23 protein-coding genes are annotated in these 25,218 nt (G+C 61.3%); 15 read left to right on the forward strand and 8 right to left on the reverse strand.

Features of this window, described 5'->3' with window-relative positions:
• Positions 1-209 precede the first annotated feature (209 nt).
• Positions 210-1,325 (forward strand): Zn-dependent alcohol dehydrogenase, encoded by a 1,116-nt coding sequence (locus tag AAC640_RS15825; RefSeq protein ID WP_340267980.1) that lies wholly within the window; start codon positions 210-212, stop codon positions 1,323-1,325.
• A 71-nt stretch (positions 1,326-1,396) separates the two neighbouring features.
• Here AAC640_RS15825 and AAC640_RS15830 read toward each other — a convergent pair whose 3' ends face one another.
• The gene (locus AAC640_RS15830) at positions 1,397-2,668 is read right to left on the reverse strand and encodes an MFS transporter (protein ID WP_340267982.1); all 1,272 of its coding nucleotides are present in this window, start codon (positions 2,666-2,668) and stop codon (positions 1,397-1,399) included.
• Positions 2,669-2,987: 319 nt separating this feature from the next.
• On the opposite strand from AAC640_RS15830, the gene AAC640_RS15835 reads away from it, so the two are divergent.
• The 8 genes from AAC640_RS15835 (at position 2,988) to AAC640_RS15870 (ending at position 10,874) form a co-directional block, all read left to right on the forward strand.
• Positions 2,988-4,199, forward strand: a complete 1,212-nt coding sequence (locus tag AAC640_RS15835) for an acyl-CoA dehydrogenase family protein (RefSeq protein ID WP_340267984.1) — start codon at positions 2,988-2,990, stop codon at positions 4,197-4,199.
• Between the two features lie 36 nt (positions 4,200-4,235).
• The gene (locus tag AAC640_RS15840; RefSeq protein ID WP_340267986.1) at positions 4,236-5,372 is read left to right on the forward strand and encodes an acyl-CoA dehydrogenase family protein; all 1,137 of its coding nucleotides are present in this window, start codon (positions 4,236-4,238) and stop codon (positions 5,370-5,372) included.
• Positions 5,353-5,862: a nuclear transport factor 2 family protein gene (locus AAC640_RS15845; protein WP_340267988.1), complete on the forward strand. Its 510-nt coding sequence runs from the start codon at positions 5,353-5,355 to the stop codon at positions 5,860-5,862. Before AAC640_RS15840 ends, AAC640_RS15845 begins: the two co-directional genes overlap by 20 nt.
• A 4-nt stretch (positions 5,863-5,866) precedes the next feature.
• A complete protein-coding gene (locus AAC640_RS15850) occupies positions 5,867-7,048 on the forward strand; it encodes a thiolase family protein (protein WP_340267990.1) in 1,182 nt (393 codons plus the stop codon).
• 7 nt (positions 7,049-7,055) lie between these two features.
• Positions 7,056-7,820, forward strand: coding sequence for an SDR family NAD(P)-dependent oxidoreductase (locus tag AAC640_RS15855; RefSeq protein WP_340267992.1), 765 nt, complete (start codon positions 7,056-7,058; stop codon positions 7,818-7,820).
• A gap of 147 nt (positions 7,821-7,967) precedes the next feature.
• Positions 7,968-8,834, forward strand: coding sequence for an HpcH/HpaI aldolase/citrate lyase family protein (locus AAC640_RS15860; RefSeq protein ID WP_340268023.1), 867 nt, complete (start codon positions 7,968-7,970; stop codon positions 8,832-8,834).
• A 47-nt stretch (positions 8,835-8,881) separates the two neighbouring features.
• Positions 8,882-9,640, forward strand: a complete 759-nt coding sequence (locus tag AAC640_RS15865) for an NADPH-dependent F420 reductase (RefSeq protein WP_340267994.1) — start codon at positions 8,882-8,884, stop codon at positions 9,638-9,640.
• Between the two features lie 40 nt (positions 9,641-9,680).
• Positions 9,681-10,874 (forward strand): acyl-CoA dehydrogenase family protein, encoded by a 1,194-nt coding sequence (locus AAC640_RS15870; protein ID WP_340267996.1) that lies wholly within the window; start codon positions 9,681-9,683, stop codon positions 10,872-10,874.
• A gap of 45 nt (positions 10,875-10,919) precedes the next feature.
• Here AAC640_RS15870 and AAC640_RS15875 read toward each other — a convergent pair whose 3' ends face one another.
• From AAC640_RS15875 to AAC640_RS15885, 3 genes are all read right to left on the reverse strand, one after another.
• Entirely contained in the window at positions 10,920-12,983 is a 2,064-nt protein-coding gene (locus AAC640_RS15875; protein ID WP_340267998.1) for a 3-hydroxyacyl-CoA dehydrogenase NAD-binding domain-containing protein, read from the reverse strand.
• Between the two features lie 63 nt (positions 12,984-13,046).
• Complete coding sequence (locus AAC640_RS15880; protein WP_340268000.1) at positions 13,047-13,784, reverse strand: SDR family NAD(P)-dependent oxidoreductase; 738 nt, start codon at positions 13,782-13,784, stop codon at positions 13,047-13,049.
• A 104-nt stretch (positions 13,785-13,888) separates the two neighbouring features.
• Positions 13,889-14,917 carry an amidohydrolase family protein gene (locus tag AAC640_RS15885; protein WP_340268002.1) on the reverse strand — a complete coding sequence of 343 codons (1,029 nt, stop codon included), beginning with the start codon at positions 14,915-14,917 and terminating at the stop codon, positions 13,889-13,891.
• Positions 14,918-15,295: 378 nt separating this feature from the next.
• Here AAC640_RS15885 and AAC640_RS15890 point away from each other — a divergent pair, with 378 nt between their 5' ends.
• The 3 genes from AAC640_RS15890 (at position 15,296) to AAC640_RS15900 (ending at position 17,758) form a co-directional block, all read left to right on the forward strand.
• Positions 15,296-16,726, forward strand: a complete 1,431-nt coding sequence (locus AAC640_RS15890) for an aldehyde dehydrogenase family protein (RefSeq protein ID WP_340268004.1) — start codon at positions 15,296-15,298, stop codon at positions 16,724-16,726.
• 73 nt (positions 16,727-16,799) lie between these two features.
• Positions 16,800-17,294 carry a MaoC family dehydratase gene (locus AAC640_RS15895; RefSeq protein ID WP_340268006.1) on the forward strand — a complete coding sequence of 165 codons (495 nt, stop codon included), beginning with the start codon at positions 16,800-16,802 and terminating at the stop codon, positions 17,292-17,294.
• Positions 17,291-17,758, forward strand: a complete 468-nt coding sequence (locus tag AAC640_RS15900; protein ID WP_340268007.1) for a MaoC family dehydratase — start codon at positions 17,291-17,293, stop codon at positions 17,756-17,758. The genes AAC640_RS15895 and AAC640_RS15900 overlap by 4 nt, the downstream gene beginning before the upstream one ends.
• A gap of 136 nt (positions 17,759-17,894) precedes the next feature.
• On the opposite strand, the gene AAC640_RS15905 is transcribed toward AAC640_RS15900, so the two are convergent.
• The 4 genes from AAC640_RS15905 to AAC640_RS15920 all read right to left on the reverse strand — a co-directional run bounded on the left by AAC640_RS15905 (position 17,895) and on the right by AAC640_RS15920 (position 21,137).
• Positions 17,895-18,224, reverse strand: a complete 330-nt coding sequence (locus tag AAC640_RS15905) for a hypothetical protein (RefSeq protein ID WP_340268009.1) — start codon at positions 18,222-18,224, stop codon at positions 17,895-17,897.
• 53 nt (positions 18,225-18,277) lie between these two features.
• Positions 18,278-18,604: a hypothetical protein gene (locus AAC640_RS15910; RefSeq protein WP_340268011.1), complete on the reverse strand. Its 327-nt coding sequence runs from the start codon at positions 18,602-18,604 to the stop codon at positions 18,278-18,280.
• A 185-nt stretch (positions 18,605-18,789) separates the two neighbouring features.
• Positions 18,790-19,854, reverse strand: a complete 1,065-nt coding sequence (locus AAC640_RS15915; RefSeq protein ID WP_340268013.1) for a phosphotransferase family protein — start codon at positions 19,852-19,854, stop codon at positions 18,790-18,792.
• The gene (locus AAC640_RS15920; RefSeq protein ID WP_340268015.1) at positions 19,851-21,137 is read right to left on the reverse strand and encodes an acyl-CoA dehydrogenase family protein; all 1,287 of its coding nucleotides are present in this window, start codon (positions 21,135-21,137) and stop codon (positions 19,851-19,853) included. The genes AAC640_RS15915 and AAC640_RS15920 overlap by 4 nt, the downstream gene beginning before the upstream one ends.
• Positions 21,138-21,584: 447 nt before the next feature.
• Here AAC640_RS15920 and AAC640_RS15925 point away from each other — a divergent pair, with 447 nt between their 5' ends.
• From AAC640_RS15925 to AAC640_RS15935, 3 genes are all read left to right on the forward strand, one after another.
• Positions 21,585-22,817 carry a CaiB/BaiF CoA transferase family protein gene (locus AAC640_RS15925; RefSeq protein ID WP_340268017.1) on the forward strand — a complete coding sequence of 411 codons (1,233 nt, stop codon included), beginning with the start codon at positions 21,585-21,587 and terminating at the stop codon, positions 22,815-22,817.
• Positions 22,818-22,884: 67 nt separating this feature from the next.
• Positions 22,885-23,403 carry a nuclear transport factor 2 family protein gene (locus tag AAC640_RS15930; protein WP_340268019.1) on the forward strand — a complete coding sequence of 173 codons (519 nt, stop codon included), beginning with the start codon at positions 22,885-22,887 and terminating at the stop codon, positions 23,401-23,403.
• A gap of 81 nt (positions 23,404-23,484) precedes the next feature.
• The gene (locus AAC640_RS15935) at positions 23,485-24,951 is read left to right on the forward strand and encodes an aldehyde dehydrogenase (protein ID WP_340268021.1); all 1,467 of its coding nucleotides are present in this window, start codon (positions 23,485-23,487) and stop codon (positions 24,949-24,951) included.
• The last annotated feature ends 267 nt before the right edge of the window (positions 24,952-25,218 follow it).

The raw sequence follows: 25,218 nt of genomic DNA on the forward strand, positions 1-25,218 counted from the left end.
TGAGCTTATGCGGCGCCCTGCAGTCGCCTGCGCCTATTCCATGGTTGAATTGATCCCTATTTCGAAAGGTCGCAATATCTGGCAACCGAGATTACGTATGCAATAAAGTCCGAATATTTAGAGCGGTTTCGCCGCATATCTATGAATAGGGATGGCAAGGTTTAATATCGTCCCAATCCTTTGGGGCATTTGGCAGGAGATTCAGCATCGTGCGTGCGGCAGTGACCCGAGATATTGGTGGAAAATTCGAAATTGCAGACGTTGCGGTTTCTACCCCCGTCGGCAAGGAAGTGTTGGTGGAGGTCCGCGCATCGGGACTCTGCCATAGCGACATCACGGTTGCGAAAACCGGCATGGGCATATCCACGCCGATCATATTGGGGCACGAAATCGCAGGCGTCGTAAAGGCGGTTGGCCCCCTTGCCACGCGCATCCAGGTTGGTGACCATGTCGTCGCCGCAGCATTGCAGCCCTGCGGCCATTGCCAGGCGTGCCTTCGCGGCAACCTGAACGCATGTTCCAACCCTGGCGCACTCGACCGCGATGCCGCGGCAAGCGAGTGCAGAATACATGACGGCTGCGGATGCCTTGGCCAACTTCAAGGCCTGGGCGGCTTCGCCGAACAGGCGCTGATCCATGAAAACCAGTTGGTCGCGATAGACAAGTCGATGCCGTTCCCGCAGGCTTCGATCATCGGCTGCGCGGTCGTCACCGGCTGCGGCGCCGTGTTCAACGCCGCCAAGGTTTCTCCTGGGCAATCCGTCGTCATCTTCGGTTGCGGTGGCGTCGGCCTCAATGCCATTCAGGCAGCGAAACTGGCGGGTGCGACCAGGATCATCGGGGTCGATATCCAGCAGGCGAAGCTCGGCCTTGCCCGGAAGTTCGGGGCAACCGATGTGGTCAACTCTTCGCTTGCGGACGCGGTCGCCGCGATCCTGGAACTCACGGACGGAGCCGGCGTGGATCATGCCTTTGTCATGGTCGGCGTGCCGGCAGTCGCAGAATCAGCGATGGCGGTGCTCGGTTTTGGTGGCACCACATATCTGATAGGCGGCATGGCGCCGGGTGCTGAACTGACGCTACACCCTTCGCCGGGAGACAGCGCGATACTGCCCCGCCAGCAAGGCGTACGGGGACTTTGGCTTGGCTCCTCGAATTTTTACCACGACATCCCTCTATATGTGGATCTGTATCTGCGCGGTCAGCTGAACCTCGATGATCTCGTATCCCAAACCATCGATCTGGACGAGATCAACGAAGCCTATGAAGAGATGGAACATGGCGAAGTAGCGCGCAGTGTCATCACCTTCCCCGCCGGCACCTGAAGGCTTGGCGCTGACCGATCCGCTCGGTCAGCACCTGCATCGCTATGGGCTTTCCCGCCGGGCCGTGGGCATCATGTGCTGGCACCAACGGCCGGAAAGCCAGCGATTGCTTCACGCTCGAAGTCGGCGCGTATCCACCAGAGAAAGAACAGGCCAACCGCGCTGAGAGCGGCGCAGACAATAGCCAGCCCCGCGCTCAACCAGCCTGACGCGCCGATCATTGATCCGACCAGTGGCACCACCACCGGAACCGCTCCTGCACCGAACAGCGTGATGCCCATGTAAAGCAGTGCCACGAACGTCGCCCGCATCCGGGCTGGCGCAACCTGCTGCATCGAAATCACGATGTTCATACCGCTACCGAGCGCACCGATCAGCCCGACCCCGATCAGCGTCAGACGCAGCGCCGGGTGGGACAGGAGCGGTCCGACCGCGAGAGAGACAAAGGCGGCGGCCAAAAATGCGAAGCTGGCAAGAACCACCGCATCGGCGCGACCCCGCGCCCTCAGGCGAGCAGTGATCCACGGCGCGCCCAAAACCCCGGTGACACTTGCCAGAAAAATGACCGGGCCAAATGCCGATCCAGCCTCCACCGCAGACCAGCCGAAATCCCGTTTCAACGACTCGATCGTCCAGTAATTGAGCGCATAGCTGCACCCTGAGGCCAGAACCGAACTGATAAAAAGGCCTGCATACAATTTCTTGCGGGAGGCGATCTGTCGCAGGATATCACCCTTGGCAAGCGCCTGCACGTGATCGGGCTCGCTTGACCGCAATGGTTCGCGCACCAGCAGTAAAAATAGGATTGCCAAGGCCAGTGAAGGCAAGCCCACAATGAAAAGGACGATTTGCCACACCTGCATGTCGATCCGGACGCCACCGGCCATCATGCCTTCTATGCCGGAAATAACCAGCGCGCCGCCGGAAAAGGCGAGCGGCGCGCCAATCAACCCGGCAGACGTGTACAGGCTCGCGGCAAGGCTTCGCTTTTCAGGCGGGAAAAGATCGCCGATCATTGAGTGCGCTGCGGGGGTCAACACCGCCTCGCCGGCGGCAAGTCCAAGCCGAAGCAGGACCAGAACTGCATAGCTGGCCGCAAAGCCCGACGCGATCGTGGACAGGCACCAGATGACCGCGCCTGCCACAATCAGCAGCTTGCGATTGCCTCGATCGGCTATGCGCCCTGCGGGAATACCCAGAAACGAATAGACCGCAGCAAAGGCCGTCCCGATCAGCAGCCCGATCTGCACATCACTGAGCTGGAACTGCGCCTTTATCGGGCCGATCAGCAGGACGAAAATCTGGCGATCTATGAGAGAGAAGACATAGAGTGCGGACAACATCGCAAGAACCATCCATGACCGAAAGCCGGCATGCAGAGACTTTGGCGCTTCCGTACAGATGGACGCGGACATCTTCTTCTCTCCCGTTCGACTGTCATGGCTTGCCGCGACAATATAACGCGATTCAGAAGAGGTCACGCAAGGAACGATTGCATTCGTAATGAAATGAAGACTTTGCCATCGATGCGCTGGCTATTTCCGCATTGCATATGAGATAACGCCCGAACCCGAATAGTTGCGGCCCTGCGGCACTTGCTGCGGGGTCGAGATACGGCCATGCTTCGCCCAAAATCATGACATGAGAACATAGAGGATCAGCATGGACCAGATATTCACCTCAGGCGATGAAAACTTCCGTCGGGAAGTGGCTGATTTCATCGCGAGCGAATATCCGCAGTACCTGCGCGATAAAACCGCCAACAATGAAGAATATAGCCGCGAAGACTATATGATCTGGATGCGGATACTCGCCAGGAAGGGCTGGCTGGGGTCGAGCTGGCCTACGGAATATGGCGGGACCGGGTGGACCCTGACACAGCGCCATATCTTCAAGGAGGAACTGGAAGCCGCCGGCACCATCCGCGTCTTTTCGATGGGTGTTTCCATGTGCGGCCCGGTGATTCAGCGCTTCGGCACCCCGGAACAGAAAGCGCGCTTCCTGCCGCCAATGGTTCGTGCGGAAACATGGTGGTGCCAGGGTTTCAGTGAGCCGGGCGCAGGATCTGACCTGGCGAGCCTGCGAACCACCGCAGAGCGCTTCAAGGGCGAGGATGGCAAGGATTATTATCGCGTCAACGGTCAGAAGACCTGGACGACTTTCGCGCAATATGCGGATTGGGGCTTCTTTCTGGTACGCACCGATACCACGGTCAAGAAGCAGGCGGGCATATCATTCCTCCTGATCGACATGGCAAGCCCCGGACTGATCGTCCGCCCGATCGAGACGCTGGGCGGCGACTGGGAAGTCAATGAGATATGGCTCGACGATGTCATCGTGCCGGTCGAGAACCGGATTCATGATGAAAATGCGGGCTGGACCTGCGCAAAATACCTGCTCCAGCATGAGCGGTCCAACCTGGCGGAGGTCAGCCGGTCCAAGAACCGCATCAAGAAATTGCGTGCGCTGGCGGCCGAACCGCTCGACGGTCAGGGCGGCGCCATTATCGAGGCGCCTGCCTTCAGGCGCCAGATCGCCCAGCTCGAGATCGAACTGATGGCGCTGGAAATCTCTGATCTGCGGACGCTGGCCGCGATCAATGGCGGGGAGGACGCGACAGCTCTGCTGAGCATGCTCAAGACCCGAGGGAGCCGGATCGCCCAGCGCGCGACTGAACTGACGATGGAAGCGGCCGGACCGCACGGACTGATCGATCATGGCGGCAAGCCACCGATCGCCGATGGCGGCATGGCAGGACCCCGGCGCGCGCGGCGCGCGGCCGACCATTATCTCAATATGCGCAAGGCCTCGATCTACGGCGGGTCCAATGAAATCCAGATGGAAATTATCGCCAAACGGGCGCTCGGACTCTGATCCTGTTTTGACGCTTGCGGCAGATGGATGCGACACATGAATTTCGAATATAACGACGAACAGGCCATGCTGCGCGAAACGCTGGCCGCCTTCCTTCGTGATCAACTTCCCTTTGAAAAGCGTCGCGAGACCGCCAAGACGGCCGACGGCTTCTCGCCGGATATCTGGCGCGGCTTCGCCACTGAACTGGGCTTGCTGGCAGCACCGTTCGCCGAAGCCATTGGCGGTTTCGGCGCCGGCGCGACCGGCAACATGATCATCATGGAAGAACTGGGCAAGGCGCTGTCGGTCGAGCCATGGCTGGAGTCCATCGTGATGGCCGGGCCGTTGTTGACGGGACCGGGCGACGAGGCTCTTCAGGCCGTGATGACTGGAGAACAGATCATCATCCCCGCCATCCAATGGCCGCTTCCCGCACCCGAAGGCAGGGGACCCGTTGTCGCGCGGGCAAACGGATCGGGCTTTACCCTGTCGGGCCATGTATCGCTGGTGCGCAGTGCCGGCAGGGCTACGCAATTTGTGGTAGCCGCCGACCTTGGCGGCAACACTGGCCTCGGGCTGTTCCTGGTGCAGGCCGACATCCCCGGCATATCCCGCGAAGACGCCAGGCTGGTGGACGGCGGGCGTTGCGCCGACATTGTTTTTGCTGATGTCGTAGTCCCGGCCGAAAAAATGATCGCGCAGGGTGAGGATGCAGCCGGACGGCTGACGGCAGCGTTCGATGCGGGGATCGCCGCCCTTTGCGCGGAGTCCCTGGGCATCCAGCGAATGTTGCTCCAATGGACAGTCGATTATGCCAAGCAGCGAAAACAGTTCGGCAAGGCGATCGGCGAATTCCAGGCACTGCAGCATCGCATGGCGGAAATGTTCATCAAGGTCGAGGAAAGCTTCTCCATGACCATCATGGCGACCGCCAGTCTTTCAGGTCCGGTGGAAAGCCGGGTGAAATCGGTATCGGCAGCAAAAGTGCTGATCGACCAATCATCCAGGTTCGTCGGCGAGGGTGCGGTGCAGATTCATGGCGGCATGGGCATGACGCGAGAGCTGCCAGTCGCCGACTACTTCACCCGCCTTGTTGCAATCGCACACCAGCTGGGTTCGACGGAATATCATTTCCAGCGCTATGAGGCGGCGTCCTTCGGCGCAGCAGCCGATGTCACTCACGCTGGCTGAACTCCTGCGCAGCGACGACGCGCCGCACGACGACCCGACCTTGCGCCGAGCGGCGAAGGTCGCCGTTGCGCGCTTCTACGCGGCCATCGGACGCCGCGACATGGACGCGCTGCGGCACGCGCTGACGCCCGACGCTGTCTATGAATTCCCTTTTTCCGAAAGCGGTTCGAGCGATCCGTCGGAATGCCGCCGCTTCACGGGGGCGGACGCGATCATCGCATTCTGGCAGGACACGCTTTCGCGCGACATGCGCTTTGGCGCCCTGGAGGATGTCGACCTGTCAATCCTGGCGGACGGGAGCCGCCTGTTCATCGAACAGCGCGGCGACATCACGCTGGCCGACGGCACATCGTACCGAAACCGCTACATCTTCCGTTATGATATCCGCGACGGCCGGATCGCGCATGTCCGCGAATATATCAATCCCGTCATCTCGGCCCGCGCCTTCGGACGACCGCTAGGCCCGACGAGATGCTTTGAACAGGAATAAATCCATGCAGAACAACCCCGTGATCGTCGATATTGTGCGGTCTCCGATGGGACGCGGCAAGACTGGCGGATCGTTGAGTCAGGTCCATCCGGTCGATCTGTTGTCGCAGACAATTTCAGGGCTTCTGGCCCGCAATCCGTCTTTGGATCCAGCGATGGTCGATGATGTCGTCGTCGGCTGCGTCAGCCAGGCGGGCGAGCAGGGATTTCCGCCCGGCCGCTCTGCCTGGCTCGCCGCCGGACTGCCTGTCCATGTCCCTTCGACCACGGTCGACCGGCGCTGTGGATCGAGCCAGCAGGCGCTTCATTTCGCGGTTCAGGCTATCGCCTCGGGCGATTACCAGATCGCGCTGGCCGGCGGCATCGAATCGATGAGCCGCGTGCCGATGGGCAGCGCCCGGCTGGGGCAGGACGTGTTCGGAAAGGGCTATCGCGCGCGCTACCCGGTGGATGTCGGGCAGGGCGTGGCGGCGGAACTTGTCGCCGCCCGCTGGCAGATCGGCCGTGAGGAAATGGACGCCCTCGCCGTGCGCTCGCATGAACTGGCCGACGCCCGGCGCCGCGACGGCGGGCTGGCGCGCGAGATCGTGCCGATCCTGACGCCGGAAGGAATGGTCGGCGAGGATGAGACCATCCGTCCGGGCACGACCATAGAAGCTTTGGGGCAGTTGCGCACGGCCTTCAACAACGACGCCATCGCGGCCGAGTTCCCCCAGATCAACTGGAGCGTGACCGCTGGCAATTCTTCGCAAATCACAGACGGGGCAGCGATGGCGCTGGTCATGGCGGAAGCTGCGGCGATGCGGATGGGGCTGACGCCGCGCGCCCGCATCGTCGCCCTGGACGTCATTGCCGATGATCCGCTGCTCATGCTGACCGCCCCCATCCCCGCCACGCGGCGCGTGCTGCGCAAGGCCGGGCTGACGGCCGACGCCATCGACCATTTCGAGGTGAACGAGGCCTTTGCTTCGGTGCCGCTGGCCTGGCAGCGGGAAATGCAGGTGGATCCTGCGCGCCTTAACCCGCGCGGCGGAGCGATCGCCTTGGGCCATCCGCTGGGCGCGTCGGGCACGCGCCTGCTCGCTTCGCTGCTGAACGGGCTGGAAGAGACGGGCGGCAGGTTCGGGCTGCAGACCATGTGCGAGGCGGGCGGACAAGCCAACGCAACGATCATCGAACGACTGTGAGGACGTTATGAATATCAGGGGATTTTCGGCCGTCGTGACCGGCGGCGCATCCGGTCTGGGCCGGGCGACGGTGGAACGGCTGGTTAATCAGGGCGCGAAGGTCGTCATTGCCGATCTGGAAAGTTCCGCTGGCGCTGCCGTGGCGCGGGAGATCGGCGGCGATACGCAGTTCGTACCGGCCAACATCACCGACCCGGCGCAGATGGCGGCGGCCTTCGACGCGGCGGTGGCGATGGCACCGCTGCGCGCCGTCGTCAACTGCGCGGGCCGTGGCGGTACGGTGCGCGTCGTCGAAAGGAGCGGTGATCCCGGTTCGCTCGAACTGTTCGAGGAAATCGTGCGCGTGAACCTGACCGGCACGTTCAACGTGCTCAGCCAGGGCGCGGCCCGCATGGCGAAGAATGAACCCGTCGACGGGGATCGCGGCGTCGTTGTCCTCACGTCCTCCGTCGCCGCTTTTGAAGGCCAGATCGGACAGATTCCCTACGCCTCGGCGAAGGCCGGTATCGTCGGAATGACGCTGGTCGCCGCGCGCGATCTGGCGCGGCATTGCATCCGCGTCTGCACCATCGCGCCGGGCACCTTCGACACGCCGATCCTTTCTCGCTTCGGGCCGGAAGTGCTGGATGCGCTGGGCAAGGCTATCCCCCACCCCGCTCGTCTCGGGCAACCGTCCGAATTCGCGATGCTGGTCGGGCAGATCATCGAAAATCCGATGCTCAATGGAGAGACAATCCGTCTTGATGGCGCGATCCGCATGCCACCGCGATGATCGAACGGGCGATGAGAACCGCGTCATTACTGATGCAATCAACATGGTCGGGGTGATGGATTGGGCTTGCTATAAAGCGACCCCGCACCCCTAAAATGGCAGCTGCCAGAAGCTGAACGACACCTTCAAGGAGCATTTGTGTCTGACATGGAATATAAGCCGGTGCGCAGCGTGCTGTACATGCCTGCCTCCAACGCCAAGGCGCTCGCAAAAGCGCGCAGCCTGGATTGCGACGCGGTCATCCTCGACCTTGAAGATGCGGTTGCGCCGGATGAAAAGAACGATGCGCGCACCCGTGCGCTGGAGGCGGTTCGCGAAGGAGGTTTTGGCCATCGGGAAGTGGTGGTGCGCGTCAACAGCCTCGATACGCCATGGGGCCGCGCGGATATGGAAGCCATCGCCGCCTCCCCTGTCGCGCCCGACGCAGTGCTGGCGCCCAAAGTTTCCACGACTGGCGACGTTCGGGCCTATGACGCCCTGATGGGTTCGCTCCCCGCCCCCACCCGACTGTGGATCATGATCGAAACCGCCCGGTCGATCTTCAACCTGGCCGACATCGCCGACACCGCACAGGGGACGCGTCTTGCGGCCTTCGTCATGGGCACCAACGACCTGTGCAAGGAAACCAATGCCCGTCTGGTTGCCGGTCGCGCGTCCCTTGTTCCGCAACTGTCGCTGGCGGTCACAGCGGCGAAGATGGCGGGCCTGACGATCATCGACGGGGTGTATAATGATTTGCAGAACATATCGGGACTGGAGGCAGAATGCCGGCAGGCGCTGGAATTCGGTTTCGACGGCAAGACGCTGATCCATCCCGGCCAGATCGAGATCGCGAACACTGTCTTTTCGCCAACAGAGGCCGAGATCAGCTTCGCGAACGCCGTGATTGAAGCCTTTGCCAAGCCGGAGAACGCCAGTTCCGGCGCGCTGCGGGTGGACGGCAAGATGGTGGAGCTGCTGCATCTCGAACAATGCCGAAAGCTGGTGGCCATCGCTCGATCGCTGGCCCGATAAGCGCCGAAACATGAGGCGCGAGCAACAATGATGGGAGAGTGCGGGTCATGAAGATCGGAATGATCGGCGTCGGGAAGATCGGCGGCATATTGGCGGGCAGATATGCTGCAGCAGGCCATGAGGTGACGATCTCCAACTCACGCGGTGCAGACAGCCTCACCGATCTGGCATCAGGATTAGGCGCCCATGCCGGTTCGATAGTGGAAGCTGTCTATGGCGCGGATGTGGTTTTCATCTCGATCCCGCAGATGAACATTCCCACGCTGCCCGCCGACCTGTTTTCCAAGGCCGGCGATGACTTGGTGATCGTGGATACCGGCAACTACATGCCCTTCCGCGACCCACCCATCGCCGAGATCGAGGGCGGGGAAGCGGAAAGCCTGTGGGTGTCCCGCAAGCTGGGGCGCCCGGTCATAAAGGCCTATAACAGCATCATTGCAGAAAGCCTGCGCGACGAAGGCAGACCGGCGGGCACGCCGGGGCGCGTCGCCCTGCCGGTGGCAGGTGACGATGCCCGCGCCAAGCGCATCGTGATGGATCTGGTCGACCTGTCCGGGTTCGACCCGTTCGATGCGGGCCCGCTGGCGGAATCATGGCGGCAGCAGCCGGGAACGGCGGCCTATTGCACCGATCTGACATTGGCGGAGCTGCCGCATGCGCTGGCGGCGGCGAACCGCTCTGCCGCGCCGGCGATCCGCGACGCGTTCACAAAGGAACTGCTCGACGGGTGGGAAACCGCCAAGCCGGGCGACCGGGTGAAGATCATCCGCAGCTATCAGGGCGGCAACGGCTCTAGTCAGTTTTGAAATCAGGCGCGGCATCGGCCAGCATTGAAGGAACCCGAAAATGGATATGCAGCAGGCAGCCGGTTTCGCGAGCGGCATGACCGAAGAGCGGCTCATGATACAGCAGCTTGCCCGGGACTTTACGCGCAACGAAGTGCGGCCCCTTGCGGATCGGCTGGATCCCGAAAAGGCCGATTTCCCGCCTGCGCTGATCGACCGTATGGGCGAACTCGGTTTCTTCGGCATTCTCATCCCGGAAGAACTGGGCGGCCTTGGCCTTGGCGCCTATGAATATTGCCTCGTCACCGAAGAACTGGCCAAGGGCTGGATGAGCGTCGCCAGCCTGCCCGCGCGCGGAAACGCCTTCTATCGCGGCGTGAGCGGAACAGCTGAGGAAAAGAGCCGGAAAATAGCGGCGATGGCGCAGGGCCGCTATCTGGGAGCCGCCGCCTTGTCTGAGCCTGGCACGGGATCGGACCTGTCGGGCGTGTCTTGCCGCGCTCGCCGCGAGGCCGACGAATGGGTCATTACCGGCAGCAAATATTGGTGCACCTTCGCCGATGGCGCGGATTTCATCCGCGTGCTGTGCCGGATCGACGATGAGAGCGGAGCCAAGGCAGGCACCATCAGCCTGAACGTTGAAAAGCCGCGCGGACAGCTGCCTGCGGGCGTTACCGGTTCGCCGATCCCCAAGATCGGCTATTTCGGGTGGAAGACGTGGGAACTGTATTTCGATGGCGTGCGCGTACCCGCCGACCCGGAAGCGGCCGATACCGGGCGTGCGTTTCAGGACACCGCCCATGCCCTTGAACTGGCGCGTGCGCAGACCGGCGCCAGGTCCATCGGCCTGGCGCAAGCGGCGCTGGACCATGCGGTCGGCTATGCGCATGAACGCGTGCAATTCGGGCAACCGATATCGGATTTTCAGGCGATCCGCTTCAAGATCGCGACGATGGCCACCAGAATCGAAGCCGCCCGCCAGCTGCTGTACCATGTCTGCGAGGAAATCGACGCCGGCCGGCCCGCGAAGGTAAAAACGTCCATGATCAAATATCTGGCCGCCGAAATGGCTGAAGAGGTGACGAGCGAGGCGTTGCAGATAGTCGGCGGCGCCGCCTACACGACGCTCCACCCGATCGAACGCTTCTGGCGCGATGCCCGACTGACCAAGATCTTTGAAGGCACGTCGGAAATTCAGCTGCGCATCATTTCCGACACGATGCTCGGCAAGCCGGTCGGCAAGAAAGAAGGATAAGTATCGCTATGGCGGCCAGCGTTGCGCCGGCCGCCAAGCACGCCGTCAGCCGGTGAAGCTACCGCCGGTTTCAGCCTTTTCCACCAGCAGGCGCGCCGGTTCGAAACGGGGACCATAGTCCTGCGCGAGCTTGCGCAATTCGGCAACGATCCGGGGCAAGCCAACCTGATCCGCCCAGAACATCGGCCCTCCGGTATAAAGCGGCCAAGCATAGCCCAGTATGCAGGCGACATCGATATCCGATGCCCGCAACGCGATCCCATCCTCAAGGATCCGCGCGCCTTCGTTGACGACCGGATAGAGGAGGCGTGCGATGATCTCATCCTCGGTCAGCGGCGGACGCTGTGCGATGCCGCGTTCGGCAGCGACTTCCGCAATGATGTTGGCGACCAGCGGCGAAGGCGACGCCTTGCGGTTTTCGTCATAATCGTAAAAGCCGGCGCCCGCCTTCTGGCCGCGCCTTCCGGCATCAAGCAGGTCCTGCTTGACGGTGCGGAACGGCTCCTGGCGGTTGATGACGTCCAGGCCGACCAGGTCCAGCGTCGCAAAAGGCCCCATGGGGAAGCCGAAATTATACACGGCCCTGTCCACCGCTTTGGGCGAGGTGCCCTCCAATATCAGCGCGTCGGCCTGTTCGCGACGCAGGGTCATGATCCGGTTCGCGATAAAGCCGTCGCAGACGCCGCTGACGACCGGCACCTTGCCGATCTGGCCCGCGACTTTCAGCGCCGTCGCCAGCACTTGATCGGATGTCCTGGCGCCGCGCACGATCTCCAGCAATTTCATGACATTGGCGGGCGAGAAAAAGTGCAGGCCAACCACCGCTTCGGGACGGCTGGTCGCGGCCGCGATCTGGTCGAGATCAAGGAAGGAGGTGTTGCTGGCCAGGATGGCCCCCGGCTTGGTCACCTTATCCAGCTTGCCGAAAATCTCCTGCTTGACGTCCATCCGTTCGAAAACGGCTTCGATCACCAGATCGACGTCCGAAAGCTCCGCGATGTCGAGCGCAGGGGTGATCAGCGCCATGCACTTTTCCACCTCCGCATCCGTCAGACGGCCTCGTTTCGCGCTGTTCTCGTAATTCTTCCGGATGATGCCGATGCCACGATCCAGAGCTTCGCGCGACATTTCCACCAGCGTGACAGGGATGCCCGCGCTCAGGAAGTTCATCGTGATGCCGCCGCCCATGGTGCCGGCCCCGATCACCCCTACGCGCGCGATAGGCAGAGGAGGACAATCCTTGGCCAGGCCGGGCACCTTGCCGCCCTGTCGCTCGGCGAAGAAATAATAGCGCTGCGCCGCGCTTTGCACGGAAACCCGCAGCTCTTCGAACAACTGCCGCTCACGCGCCATGCCTTCATCGAACGGGAGCGTGACGGCGGCCTCCACGGCCTTGATAATATTTTCCGGCGCCATGAAGCCGCGTGCGGCCTTCGCCGACCTGGCCCGCGCGGCGGCGAATATCTCGGGCTTGTCCTTGAACGGATCAATCTGGTCGCGCCGATCGCGGATCTTCACCAACGGCTTGTTTCCCGCCAGCACGAAACGCGCGAATTCCACGGCGCCATCCAGAAGCGCGTCGTCAGGAACGATCTTGTCGAACATGCCGAGCCGGAACGCTTCGTCAGCGCCGATGGGACGCCCGGAAAGCATCAGGTCCAGCGCCAGTTCCGGCCCGATGATGCGGGGCAGGCGCTGGGTGCCGCCCGCGCCGGGCAGAAGGCCCAGCTTGACTTCTGGCAGGCCGATCCGCGCGCTTGGCACGGCGACGCGATAATTGCAGACGAGCGCGAATTCACACCCCCCGCCCAGCGCCGATCCGTGGATCGCGGCGATCACCGGCTTTCCGGCATTTTCGACTCCATCGAATATCGTGCCGAGCAGCGGCTCTTCGGGTTCCTTGCCGAATTCGGAAATGTCTGCTCCGGCAAAGAAGGTCTTGCCCGCGCAGATCACCACGATCGCCTTGACGGCATCGTCCGCCTTGAGCTGCCCAAACGCAGCATCCAACCCACGCCGCACCGCAATTCCAAAGGCGTTCACCGGCGGTGAGTTGACGGTTATGATCCCGATCTCGCCTCGTTTTTCCTGAAATACCACGTCGTTCATGATGACTCCCAAATTTCGTTGCGCCTCGGGCGTGGCGGCGGAAGCCGCCAGCAGCCGGGCGGTTCAGGTTAGCGTTCTGCCTCCGTCGGCGATGATGGTCTGGCCGACAATGTAGCTGGACATCGGAGAGGCCAGGAACAGCGCGATCGAAGCGATTTCGGCCGGGCTGGCAAGGCGATGCAGCGGTATGCCTTCGAGGCGCGCGGCCAGACGTTCGGGATTTTGGGTTGTGACCGCGATCATCTTGGTCTCGACCAGGCCTGGGGCGATGCCGTTCACACGAATGCCGTCACGCGCCCATGCTGCGCCCAGCACGCGCGTCAGGTGGATGAGCCCCGCCTTCGAGGCGGAATAGGCAGGGTTGGCGATCGTCGCGCGCACGCCGCCCACCGAACTGATCGTGACGATGTTGCCGGAGCTGGCAGAAAGCAGCGGCTTCAACCGCGCGGCGCAGTCCATCATGGAATTGAGGTTGATGTCGACGATCCGACGAAAGGTTTCCGGCTCGAATTCCTGCCTGCGATACGCAACCGACCCTTGCGAGAGCACCAGCACGTCAAGGCGCTTCACATCGGGCTGCCACGCGGCGACTGAGTCGGCATCCCCCACGACCAGCTGGGAATAGGCGAGGCCCTGGAAGGAACTCCCCTCCTCAGGGCCATAGGCTTCTGCGGAAGGCCGCGTGCCGGTGACCAGCACGTCAGCGCCCGCCTCGCGAAAGGCGTGTGCGGTCGCATTGCCGATACCGCTGGAGCCGCCAACGACAACCACCTGCTTTCCGGTGAAGTTCAGGTCGTTCATTCCCATTCCAGTTTCTTCCGTTAGCGCATGACCGCCGGTCGGTGGGCACGCCCGGCCGGCGAAGGACCGTCCGGGCGCCTTGTCACAGAGCCGCGCGAATCCTCTTACGCCGGGTCCTGCAGATTATAGACCTTGGCGGCGGTCCCATGGAACAAGGCCGCGCGTTCCTCCGCGCTGTAGCGGCTCGCAAGAATGCGATGCGCATTCCAGAGGACGCCATAGGAAATGCCAAGGCGGTCTCGCGGGAAATTGCTGGTGAACATGCAGCGTTCGGGTCCGAAAAGGTCGATCGTGGGGATATAATGATCCTCCATCGCATTTGCCGCCTGCTGCGAGGTCGGCGGCGTCGGATGGTCATCGAAGGCGCGGCCCGAAAAGCCCATCAGCAGTCCCGACACCTTGACGTAGACATTGGGGTAGCGGGCAAGATCGGTCATCATCGCCAGCCAGTGCTGGTACGTCTCCTGCAGCTTGTCCTTGAAACGTCCCGTATAGATCGGAATGCCGACATGGTTCAGGATGATGGGCAGATCCGGCAGCTTTTCCGCAAGTTCCGCGACATAGGGAATCTGCGGATGAAACACCGCCGCATCCCATGTCAGCTTGTGATCCACCAGCCGCCTCGCTCCGGCGACGAAGGCCGGATCGGCGATCAGGTCGACGGGCGCTTCATAGGGCAAGGCGACGTCGGGATCGCTCATCGTCCACGATCGCACGCCCCGCAACCGACCCTTTGCCGCCTCCCGATGCGCGGCGAGTACGTCGTCGAGCCGATCGCCGAGGGTAAGGTCGGCCGCGCAGATAATGCCTTCGGACAGACGTGGGCCGGCCGGGTCGCGCTGCTGCGACTCTTCACCGACCTGCACCGCGGCCCGCGTTTCCGCCACGGCCTGCAACTCCGGCGGGGCGTCCGCGTCGACGAAAGTCTTGTAGGCCTCGCAATGGACCGTCGACACGACCTTATGGCCTGAATCATGAATTTCCTTGAGAAATTCCTCTGTCATGAAACCGCCCATGGTCGCGCGACGGACAGGGTCATCATACAGATGGCAATGCGGATCGATGATCGGCAGATCCGGGTCGATGGGTGCCTCCTCCACGAGGCTCAGCCATTCCGGCTTATATTGGGCCATCTTCAATTCCTTTCCCATTGCGGCGGCGGGCCGCTTATCTACAATCACTGCCTGCGATGACTGCTACGACGCCAGGGTCAAGGCAAGCGTGCCGCCTGAAGCTATTACAGGTGCATTGAGTCCGATCACGCCCATACTGCTGCGTGAGGGACATCGGGGATCACCGGCATGTATTTGCTCATGAAGTTGCCGGCGCGCCAGACCGACAGCCGCCATATTATGGATGAAATTTGCGGCGCTTTGCCAGAACCAAGATTGCCAATCCGGCCATTATCAACGATCACCGATCAAGGACTGTGTCCCTTGGCGGCAGTGCGATACTGCAAGGCCAAAAGAAAAACCGGCATGTTGGCCGGCATAAGCAGATCAGGAGACATGATGTTCCGGCATCTCCATTTCATCGGGCAGGATATCGAGCCGGATACCGGTCGTTTCATAGACAAATTCTCGCCCTCGTCAGGTCAGAAGATCGGCGAAGTCGCTGTCGGCTCTGCCGCGGACGTCGACCGGGCCGTGCGGCATGCGTCGCAGGCCTTTCCCGCCTGGCGCAACCAGCATCCCATGGCGCGCGGACGCATCCTGAATGCGATCGCGGCAAAATTGCGGGAACAGGTCGACCGTTTCGCTGAAATCGAAGGACTCGAAACCGGCAAGCCGGCGTGGCAGTCGCCGATCGAGATCGAGAGCGTCGCCAAATATTTCGAGTTCTACGCCGGCCTGGTCAGCATCGGCCATGGCGAGATCATCGATCTTGGCCCGGCCTATCATTCCTACACGTTGCGCGAGCCCTTCGGCGTCGTTGGCGTGATCCTGCCCTGGAACGCTCCGCTGCAGCAGGCTGCGCGCGCCATCGCGCCGGCGCTGGCCAGCGGCAATGTGGTGGTCGCCAAGCCGTCGGAAGAAACGCCCGGATCGCTCGCCATGCTGGCGCGCGTCGCCGTCGAGGAGTGCGGACTGCCGGCCGGGGTCGTGAATGTCGTGCAGGGGCTTGGAAAAGAGGCTGGCGCGGCGCTGGTTGGCCATCCGCTGGTGCGCAAGGTCGCCTTCACCGGCAGCGTGCGGGCTGGAATGGAGATCGGGAAGATCGCCGCAGAACGTATCATTCCGCTCACGCTGGAACTGGGCGGCAAATCGGCCAACATCGTGTTCGCCAATGCCGATCTGGACGCTGCCGTGTCAGGCGCCGTCAGGGCGTTCAGCGTGAATGCGGGCCAGGTCTGTCTCGCCGGGACGCGGCTGCTCGTCGAGGAATCGATCCATGACGTGTTTGTCGCGCGGCTGGTCGCGGCGGTGGAGGCACTGAAGGTCGGTCCGCAGCCGGACGCTTATGTGGGCGCGATAACGACCGCCGCCCAGTTCGAAAAGGTTCAGTCCTATATTTCACTGGGCGTCGAGGAAGGGGCGACACTCGCCGCCGGCGGACAGACGTTGGACGCAGACGAAAGCGGTGGTGGCCAATATGTCCGCCCCGCCATATTCACCAACGCCAGACCCGACATGAGGATCGCGACCGAGGAAATTTTCGGCCCGGTCCTGACCGTGCTGCCTTTCAAGGATGAAGCGGACGCGGTTCGCATTGCCAATGACAGCAATTACGGCCTGGCCGCGGGAATCTGGACCCGGGACCTGGGCTGCGCGCATCGTGTCGCTTCGCAGTTGGAAGCCGGACAGATATACATCAACGAATATCTGGCCGGCGGCGTCGAGACGCCGCTCGGCGGCTACAAGCAGAGCGGCTACGGGCGCGAGAAAGGCGTCGAGGCGCTGCACCATTATACGCAACTGAAATGCATCACGATCAAGCTCTGACTTCGGGACAGAGCCGATCAGTCCTCACCCAGAAGCCGCGGCGCATGACACGCCGCCGGAGCGGAATATATCCATGTCAAACGCGATCATAGAAAAGGCGGTCCTTTGGAAGAAGGGCAATCTCTACGAAGACTTTTTCGTTGGGCAGAAGTTCGACCATCATTGGGGCCGCACGATATCGGAAAGCGATAACACGCTTTTCAGCACCATCACGCTGTCCTTCGTGCCGCTCTATTTCAACAGGGCCTATGCGAAGCAGCAGGGTCACCCCGACATCGTGCTCAACCCGCAACTGGTTTTCAACGTCGCGCTGGGCCTGTCGGTCGAAGATTGCAGCGAGGCAGGTGGACCCTTTCTGGGCGTCTATGACCTTCGCTACCACCGCCCCGCCTATCCGGGCGTGACGCTGACCGCGAGCAGCACCACGGTCGAGGCCCGGATTTCAGGCAGCAATCCCGCCTTCGGCATTGTCACGTGGGAAACCGAGGGCCGAGACGAGGATGGCAATCTGCTGGTCAGCTTCCGCCGATCAAATCTGGTGCGCCGACGGGAAGGAAATGATCAATGAACACTGATACGCACCTTACTGGCGGCAAGAATTATTTCGAAGATTTCGAAGTGGGAGCGGTCATCCGCCACGCGCGAGGCAAAACGGTTTCCAATCTGGAAAATGTGCTGATCACCAACCTCGTCATGAACAGCGCGGACGCGCATTTCAACGAGGACAAGATGTCCCGCACCCCTTTCGGACAGGTCCTGTCCTATGGCGGGGTGAACTTCTCGATCGTCCTGGGGCTGGCGGCACAGGACTGCTGCGAGAATGCGATTGCGGAACTGGGCCTGGACAATATCCGCCTGACGAAATCCGTATTCCACGGCGATACGCTCTATGCCTATAGCGAGGTGCTGGAAAAGTCGGACTCCGACCGGCCCGACGCGGGCATCATTCTCTACCGTCACTATGGCGTGAATCAGAAACAGGAGATTGTCGCTCAGGTCGATCGCAAGGTCTTGCTGAAACGACGTCCTTGATAAGGGGGTGGCGACAGGGGCTGATGCATTTTCCATCGGCCCCTGTTGTTACAATATATTCCACTCAGCCGCCGACTATCCCGATCGGGCGTCGTCCTGGAGCGGGGCAGGCAGCTGCCCCGCTCCAGGAAAGAGTTCAGTCGACCGGGATAGTCACGACATGCGGTATCTCGAACGAGGCGATGTAATCCGATATCGTGTTCGCCGCGATCCGATCGGGACTGTTGAGATAATCGAGATTCTGGCTGACGAAGTCGTCATCGCGGCTGACCGCCCATATGAAGCGGCGTCCGGGGATATCCGCGACAGCAAATTCTACCTTGAACCCGGCTGCCCGGCGGAGCTTGACGATTTTCCTCCAACGGCTCAGGAAATGCGGCCAGCCATCCTTCTTGACCTCGTAAACCTTGAGTTCGACGGTGGGTCCGCCCTTGAGTTCCTCAAGCGATGGGAAGTTGTTGCTCATGTAAACCTCGGCAAGTTGAATATGTCATCGGGTGATCTGGCTGGAACGCAAGATCAGGCTGGCTGTTCTTCAGGCGACGCGGCAAACGCGTCGTAGCGGGAGCCTGCCCACAGACACATGGGCAATTTGGGATATTTGCCGAGGTAGAAGCGGTTCGCGAGGTCGAAGCCCTTCTCATATCTGTGAATCCAGATCAGGCGATTGTTCGCCAGATCGGCGCACGCATAAATGATCTTGAAGCCTTCAGGCTTATATTCGGCGAACGCTTCCTGAAAGGCAGCGATTGCCTCCTCCATGCGTCCTGGTTGGACATGATTGATATTGACCTCGATTTTCGATCCGTCATCAATCATGCCAAGCGTGGCAGGGTCCAAGTCCATGTCGATCCATCCTCTCGATCGGTTGCTCGACGGGCCGGAAAGTCAGCGCGCGTCATTGTAAGGCGTGCAGACTGCACATGCCAAACTGCACAATCAACTGGTCGATCACCCTCGCCAATTCCATTGCATATGCAAACTGCGTGCACTGCATGGAACCCGCTTTGGCGGCGGCATGAATGGCTCCATCAGACCTCGACGGCAGCATCCAGGACTGCAAGGCTGCGCTCGACCATGACGGGCACCGAACGAACGAGGTCGGCCCACATGGGATCATGCTTCTTGCCGCGCCGATGGAGCATTTCGTTAAACAGCGCTATCACGGCGAACCTGTAGCCAGCCATGGCGCGATGCCACATGATCGCGCTATCGTCTATCGCACGACCAACCGCGTGCCGGTAGGTATCGACCATTTCTTCCGGCGACAGCACCCAACGCTCGGCACGGTAGCGATGCTCCGGCAATACGGCTTCCGGGTCGGCATAGAAGGCAAGGGTGCCAAGGTCGAGGAGCGTCGAGCCCAGAAACGCGATTTCCCAATCCAGCACGGCACGGACATCATCAGGGCCGAAGATCATGTTGCCGAAATGCATGTCGCCATGGACGCAGCCGGTATGGAATTCGTCTGGAATGGTCGAGAGGAGTCGGTCGCGGAGCAGCGCGATCCGGCCGGCCCAGTTCAGATCTATCGTCGGCCGGTCGAACAGCCGGAACAGGCGAGCAAATTCGGCGGCCGGCGCCTGCGCCTCTCCCCATATCGGTTCCAGACCGGCTACGGGCACGGCATGAAGCCGCGCCATGGCCTCGACGCCGCGACGCGCCAGCGTGACATGGGCGGGCGTCTGATCCACGGCGCGCGCGGGAATGGCGGCGCCAGTCACGAACCCGGCAATGAAATAGGGCCGCCCCAGCGCCGAGTCATGACCGCCAAACGAAAGGATCGGCGGAACCGGCACGCCGCTGCCCGCGAGCGACTGCATGATCCGCGCCTGCCTGACGACATCGGATGGACCTGTGGACGGGGCGCCCGGTCCTATGGTGCGGATGATCAGCTTTTGTCGTGTCGTGCCGTCGTCGGCGAAGAAGCTGAACCCCACCCCGGCATGACCGGGGAGGGGCTGGATCTGTTCGACGGTAACGGCACCCCCGGCCTGACTGCCCAGAAGAGCGGCCAGCAACTCTTCCGTCGGCGCGTCGGGGAGAACGCCCCCGTCAGCACCGGTTGCCGAAGTCTCTGATGGCGGCACAGTCACCTTGCGTCGATGCCTTCCAGCGCTTCCTCGAATTTCGCATTGGCGGCGGCCTGCTTCTCGAAGAGCATATAGTCGGGGAAAGGACCCTTCGCCGGCTTCGCCTCCTTCAGCAGTTCGCGTGCAGCCGTGACCTTGTGCACTTCGGTCGGCCCGTCGGCCAGCCCCATATGATAGGAGGTCATGATCATGCTGGTGAAGGGCAACTGATCGGTGAGGCCAAGCGAACCATGTATCTGGAGCGCGCGCGAGGCGATGTCGTGCAGCACCTGCGGCATCAGGAATTTCACCGCAGCTACATTCTTGCGCAGGTCCTTCCAGCTATGGCCATTGTCCGCCAGCCACGCCGTTTCCAGCACCAGCAAGCGGAACTGGCGAAGCTGTGCCCATGATTCAGCGATCTGTGCCTGTACCAGCTGCTTGTTGCCCAGCAATTCGCCCTTGGTGCTGCGCGACACGGCGCGCTCGCACATCTTGTCCAGTGCGCTTTGCGCCAGAGCTATGGTGCGCATCGCATGATGCATGCGGCCGCCGCCGAGCCGCTGTTGGGCCACGATGAAGCCGTCGCCTTGCTTGCCGAGCAGATTTTCGGCCGGGACCCGCACATTCGTCCACTGCATATGGGCATGGGTCGGAATATGACCGTAGAAGCCGTAGTCGCGGATCACCTCAATCCCCGGCGTCTCGGCCGGCACGATGAACATGGACGTGCGCCGATGCGGGCGCTCGTCGGGGTCAGTCACCGCCATGACGAGGAAGAAGCTGGCGAAGGACGCGCTGCTGGCGAACCATTTCTGGCCGTTTAGCACCCATTCATCGCCATCGCGAACGGCCGTCATTTCGATCATGGTGGGATCGGCGCCGCCCTGCGGCTCCGTCACCGCGAAACAGGACACGACCTCGTTCGCCAGCAGCGGCTCAAGGTAACGCTTCTTCTGCTCGGGCGTGCCATATTCGGCCAGCACGTCGGCATTGCCGCTATCAGGCGCCTGCGCGCCAAAAACGATCGGGCCAAAGCGGGAGCGGCCGATCATTTCATTGATCAGCGCCAGCTTGAGCTGGCCGAAGCCCTTGCCGCCCATTTCCGGCCCCAGATGGCACGCCCAGAGACCACGTTCCTGCACACGCTTTTGCAAAGGCCGCACCAACTTTCCGAAGCGGGGATCGTGGATATTATGCTGCGCGCCAAGAACCAGATCGAGCGGCTCGACTTCTTCGCGAACAAACTGATCGATCCAGTCGAGCTCCTTCTGAAACTCCGGGTCGGTTGAGAAATTCCAAGTCACTAATAGTCTCCGGAAGTTATAGGAACGGCCCGGCGAAGAACCGCACTTTATTTTCATCGTTTTAATCGCACATGCGGCCGAACCATCCTGCATCGACGCTCACCGCGGGCAAACCAGGCCTGATGCACCTCCCCGGCCTTCTTCTACGTGGCAATGTGCGGGGGTTAAGCCAAGAGAATTTGGACAGGCCCCTTCGCCTATCACAACTGCAATGGCGGGCAGGAGCCGACATGAATGCGGCGAACGTTTTCGATCGGGCGGTAACATCGGATTCCGACCCGCGCCTGACATTGCAATCGTAATGAAATAGCGTCCGCCCGCATTCTCCATTGCCTCTCAGGCAAATAGGCCAAAGATGCTGGCAGCTGCGCGCCTCCTTCGACCCAATCAGAAACTGAGGTTCAGCGGCGTGAAATCACGCGACTGATTTGGATGGGATGACTGGAATTGACGCATAACGCAGCCCCCTTTGGCGCCTTGTCGGGCATGAAGATCATCGACCTGACGCAAATGCTGGCCGGCCCCTTTGGCACCATGCTTCTCGCGGATCATGGCGCCACGGTGATAAAGATCGAATCGCCCGCAGGTGATCTGACGCGGCCTAGCGGTCCCTTTCGCGACGATGATACGCAGCGTGTGCTGGGGGGCTATTTCCAGAGCGTCGACCGCAACAAATACAGCATCTGCCTGGATCTCAAGACCGAGCGGGGCCGCGAAGCCTTCAAGCTGCTGGTGCGGGATTCGGACGCGGTGGTGGAAAATTTCCGCGCCGGCGTGATGGAGCGGCTGGGGCTGGGCTATGAAGTGCTCCGCGACATCAATCCTCGTCTCGTCTATGGCGCGCTCCGGGGTTTTGGCGATGCCCGGACCGGCGCTTCGCCATATCTGGACTGGCCGGCCTTCGACGTCGTGGCACAGGCCATGGGTGGCATCATGGCGATCACCGGACCGGACCAGGAAACACCCACCAAGATTGGCCCCGGAGTCGGTGACATCATCCCCGGCATGATGCTGGGCTTTGGCGTTCTGTCCGCCATCTACCATGCAAAAATGACCGGGGTGGGGCAGTTTGTCGACGTGGCCATGACCGACGCGGTGCTCGCCGTGTGCGAACGTATGGTCTGGCAGAATTCGGTGCAGGGGCTGGTGCCCGGCCCCGAAGGCAATCACCATCCCTTTTTGTGCCCCTTCGGGATGTTTCCGGCCAAGGATGGCTTCATAACCATCGCCGCCCAGCAAGACGTGTTCTTCCCGAAGCTCTGCCAGCAACTGGATGCCGCGGAGCTGGCTACAGACCCGCGCTTTTCGGGTCGGGAGGCCAGGAAAGCGAACCGCCCGATATTGATCGAACTGATCAGCGCCCGCACTCGCCAGTTCACGAAAGCCGAATTGATGAAGCGATTGGGCGGCAAGATACCTTTCGGACCTGTGATGGACATCGCGGCCATATTAGACGACGAGCATTTCAAGGTCCGTGAAATGCTGGTTGATGTCGACAATCCTGGCACCACGCCGGTAACGATTGCAGGCGTACCGATCAAGATGACGCATACTCCGGGGAAGGTAGCCCGGCGCGCTCCGATACTTGGCGAACATACACGCGAACTGCTGCTGAACGCGGGGCTGTGCGAGGCGGAGGTCGAAGCGATCATGCTGGAAAGCGTGCCCGCCAGATCCTGATTTTTCCCGCGCCACGAACAAAAAGCGGCAGCTTTCCGCCGATCGATTTAGGAGAAAAGAGATGACCATGGACACGACCGAAAGCGCAAAAGAACTCTATGACCTTGTTCAGAAGAACAAGATTCATGAAAACCTCATGACATATTGCCGGGGACAGGATCGGAAGGATCTTGAGCTTATGAAGTCGACCTATTGGCCGGATGGGACCGACAACCATGGAGCTTTCGTGGGGAATGCTCATGCGTTTTGCGAAATGGCGTATGAAGGCCAAAAAAAGACGGGTCATTCAGCTCTTCATCACTGCTCCAACGTCCTGATCGAATTGCTCGGGGACCAGGCAAAGTGCGAATCCGCGTTCCTGTACGTGATGAGCCATCCCGGCAAAAAGACGCAGTTCCTTGGCGGGCGCTACCGGGACCTTTGTGAAAGACGTAATGGGGAATGGAAGGTTCTGCGCCGCATGTGCATATTCGACTGGGCCAATGAGCTGGAGGGTGCACAGGATTTTCAGACCATTTTCAATTTCCCGCAGAATACGGTGGTTGGCAAAAACTACCCGAATGATCCCGTTCACGCGGAGTGGTGACTCGGTTCAGCCTTCGGCCGGTGCCGCCCAGGCAGATTCCGGAGGCTGTCCCATTATTCAATCCTGCAAATGGAGATTTTCATGGCAAGTCCCAATGGTTATGGGATTATCCACAATCCGGGCAAGTTTTTCATAGGCGGCCAGTGGGTAGAGCCCTCCAGCGACGCGATGATCGACGTGATTGCGCCGGCCACTGAAACCGTCTTCCTGAGCGTTGCAGAGGGAATGGAAAGTGACGTCAATCGCGCCGTAGCCGCCGCGCGGGACGCGTTCGACAATGGGCCATGGCCTCGGCTTACGCACGCTGAGCGAGCAGGCTACATGCGCGCCCTCAGCGCGAAGTTGGCCGAGCGGGCCGACGATATCGCGCAGGCGTGGCCCAGCGAAATGGGCGTCACTTTACCCATTGCGCAAGGGACCGCCGCCTTTCTTCCTTCACTATATGAATTCTACGCCAATCTGGCTGACACATTCCCGTTCAGCGAACGTCACACTGCCCAGGATGGCGGGGTTGGCTTGCTGATCCGTGAACCCGTTGGCGTGGTCGGCATAATCATCCCCTGGAACGCCGCACCGTTCCTGCTCTCCTGCAAGCTGGCACCGGCATTGCTGGCCGGTTGCGCGGTAGTCATCAAGCCTTCCCCCGAAGCGCCGGTCGCAGCCTATGTTATCGCCGAGATTGCTGAGGCGATAGGGCTGCCCCCCGGCGTGATCAACGTAGTGACCGCCGACCGGCAGGCATCGGAAGCGCTGGTCCGCAACCCTGGTGTCGACAAGATCAGCTTCACGGGGTCGAGCGTCGTCGGGCGGCGCATTGCCTCGATATGTGCTGATCGTCTCGCCCGCTACACTCTGGAACTTGGGGGCAAGTCGCCGGCGCTGGTGCTGGACGACTATGACATCCAGACAGCGGCGGAGAGCATCTCCCAGTCGACCCGCGTGATGAGTGGGCAGGTCTGCGCTGCGCTTACCCGCGTTATCGTCGAGGAGAGCCGGCACGATGATTTTGTCGAGGCGCTGAGCGCTTCCTTCAAGAAAATTCGAGTGGGCGACCCCTATGATCCACAGACGGACATGGGTCCGCTGGCCATGGCCCGGCAACGCGACCGGGTCGAAGACTATATCGCCAAGGGCAAGGCGGAAGGCGCGCAACTCGCAACGGGCGGTCGCCGCCCTGCTCACCTCAACCGCGGCTTCTACATCGAGCCGACCGTATTTGGCCGGGTCGATAACAGCTTCACCATCGCGCGCGAAGAGATTTTCGGTCCGGTGATCTGCGTCATACCCGCCCGCGGGGAGGAGGAGATGATCCGGATCGCCAACGACAGCGTATTCGGCCTTAATGCTTCCGTGTTCACAAACGACCGGAGCCGCGCTTATGCGGTAAGCCGCAAACTGTTGTCCGGCGGCGTCGGACATAATGGGTTCCGCGCCGACCCCACAATTGGTTTTGGCGGATTCAAGCAGTCGGGCATCGGCCGCGAGGGCGGCGTGGATGGACTGCTCCCTTATCTTGAAAGCAAGACAGTGGTGCTCGACGCCGATTAGAGCGATTTCCCGGCATTATGTAGGAAACGCACCAAGCCAGAGCCGGGGGACGCTCCCCGGCGGGCGGTGAGCGGTGATAGGTTTGCTGGTCGCTGCCCTTATGGCGCTAAGTGGCATCGTTGTGGAAAGGGGCCATCAGCCATTCAGCGCGAGTTGGTCGTGGGCGCCCCCTAGGCCACTTGGTGGGGTCGGCGTCGCCTCAAGGTTTGTGCGCCAGACAACGATTTGGCGGACATAATGGGAACAATGGCTATGCCACACGTTTGA

Source organism: Sphingobium mellinum (assembly GCF_037860795.1).
In the GTDB taxonomy this organism is placed as follows: Bacteria; Pseudomonadota; Alphaproteobacteria; order Sphingomonadales; family Sphingomonadaceae; genus Sphingobium; species Sphingobium mellinum.

Bases quoted from the DNA above. Each gene is read 5' to 3' on its own strand.
- AAC640_RS15880 (WP_340268000.1), bottom strand. From the start codon at position 13,784: ATGAACGACCTGAACTTCACCGGAAAGCAGGTGGTTGTCGTTGGCGGC.
- AAC640_RS15905 (WP_340268009.1), bottom strand. From the start codon at position 18,224: ATGAGCAACAACTTCCCATCGCTTGAGGAACTCAAGGGCGGACCCACC.
- AAC640_RS15850 (WP_340267990.1), top strand. From the start codon at position 5,867: ATGCAGAACAACCCCGTGATCGTCGATATTGTGCGGTCTCCGATGGGA.
- AAC640_RS15870 (WP_340267996.1), top strand. From the start codon at position 9,681: ATGGATATGCAGCAGGCAGCCGGTTTCGCGAGCGGCATGACCGAAGAG.
- AAC640_RS15835 (WP_340267984.1), top strand. From the start codon at position 2,988: ATGGACCAGATATTCACCTCAGGCGATGAAAACTTCCGTCGGGAAGTG.
- AAC640_RS15830 (WP_340267982.1), bottom strand. From the start codon at position 2,668: ATGTTGTCCGCACTCTATGTCTTCTCTCTCATAGATCGCCAGATTTTC.
- AAC640_RS15875 (WP_340267998.1), bottom strand. From the start codon at position 12,983: ATGAACGACGTGGTATTTCAGGAAAAACGAGGCGAGATCGGGATCATA.
- AAC640_RS15910 (WP_340268011.1), bottom strand. From the start codon at position 18,604: ATGGACTTGGACCCTGCCACGCTTGGCATGATTGATGACGGATCGAAA.
- AAC640_RS15885 (WP_340268002.1), bottom strand. From the start codon at position 14,917: ATGGCCCAATATAAGCCGGAATGGCTGAGCCTCGTGGAGGAGGCACCC.
- AAC640_RS15865 (WP_340267994.1), top strand. From the start codon at position 8,882: ATGAAGATCGGAATGATCGGCGTCGGGAAGATCGGCGGCATATTGGCG.
- AAC640_RS15840 (WP_340267986.1), top strand. From the start codon at position 4,236: ATGAATTTCGAATATAACGACGAACAGGCCATGCTGCGCGAAACGCTG.
- AAC640_RS15900 (WP_340268007.1), top strand. From the start codon at position 17,291: ATGAACACTGATACGCACCTTACTGGCGGCAAGAATTATTTCGAAGAT.
- AAC640_RS15860 (WP_340268023.1), top strand. From the start codon at position 7,968: ATGGAATATAAGCCGGTGCGCAGCGTGCTGTACATGCCTGCCTCCAAC.
- AAC640_RS15845 (WP_340267988.1), top strand. From the start codon at position 5,353: ATGTCACTCACGCTGGCTGAACTCCTGCGCAGCGACGACGCGCCGCAC.
- AAC640_RS15935 (WP_340268021.1), top strand. From the start codon at position 23,485: ATGGCAAGTCCCAATGGTTATGGGATTATCCACAATCCGGGCAAGTTT.
- AAC640_RS15890 (WP_340268004.1), top strand. From the start codon at position 15,296: ATGTTCCGGCATCTCCATTTCATCGGGCAGGATATCGAGCCGGATACC.
- AAC640_RS15895 (WP_340268006.1), top strand. From the start codon at position 16,800: ATGTCAAACGCGATCATAGAAAAGGCGGTCCTTTGGAAGAAGGGCAAT.
- AAC640_RS15930 (WP_340268019.1), top strand. From the start codon at position 22,885: ATGGACACGACCGAAAGCGCAAAAGAACTCTATGACCTTGTTCAGAAG.
- AAC640_RS15855 (WP_340267992.1), top strand. From the start codon at position 7,056: ATGAATATCAGGGGATTTTCGGCCGTCGTGACCGGCGGCGCATCCGGT.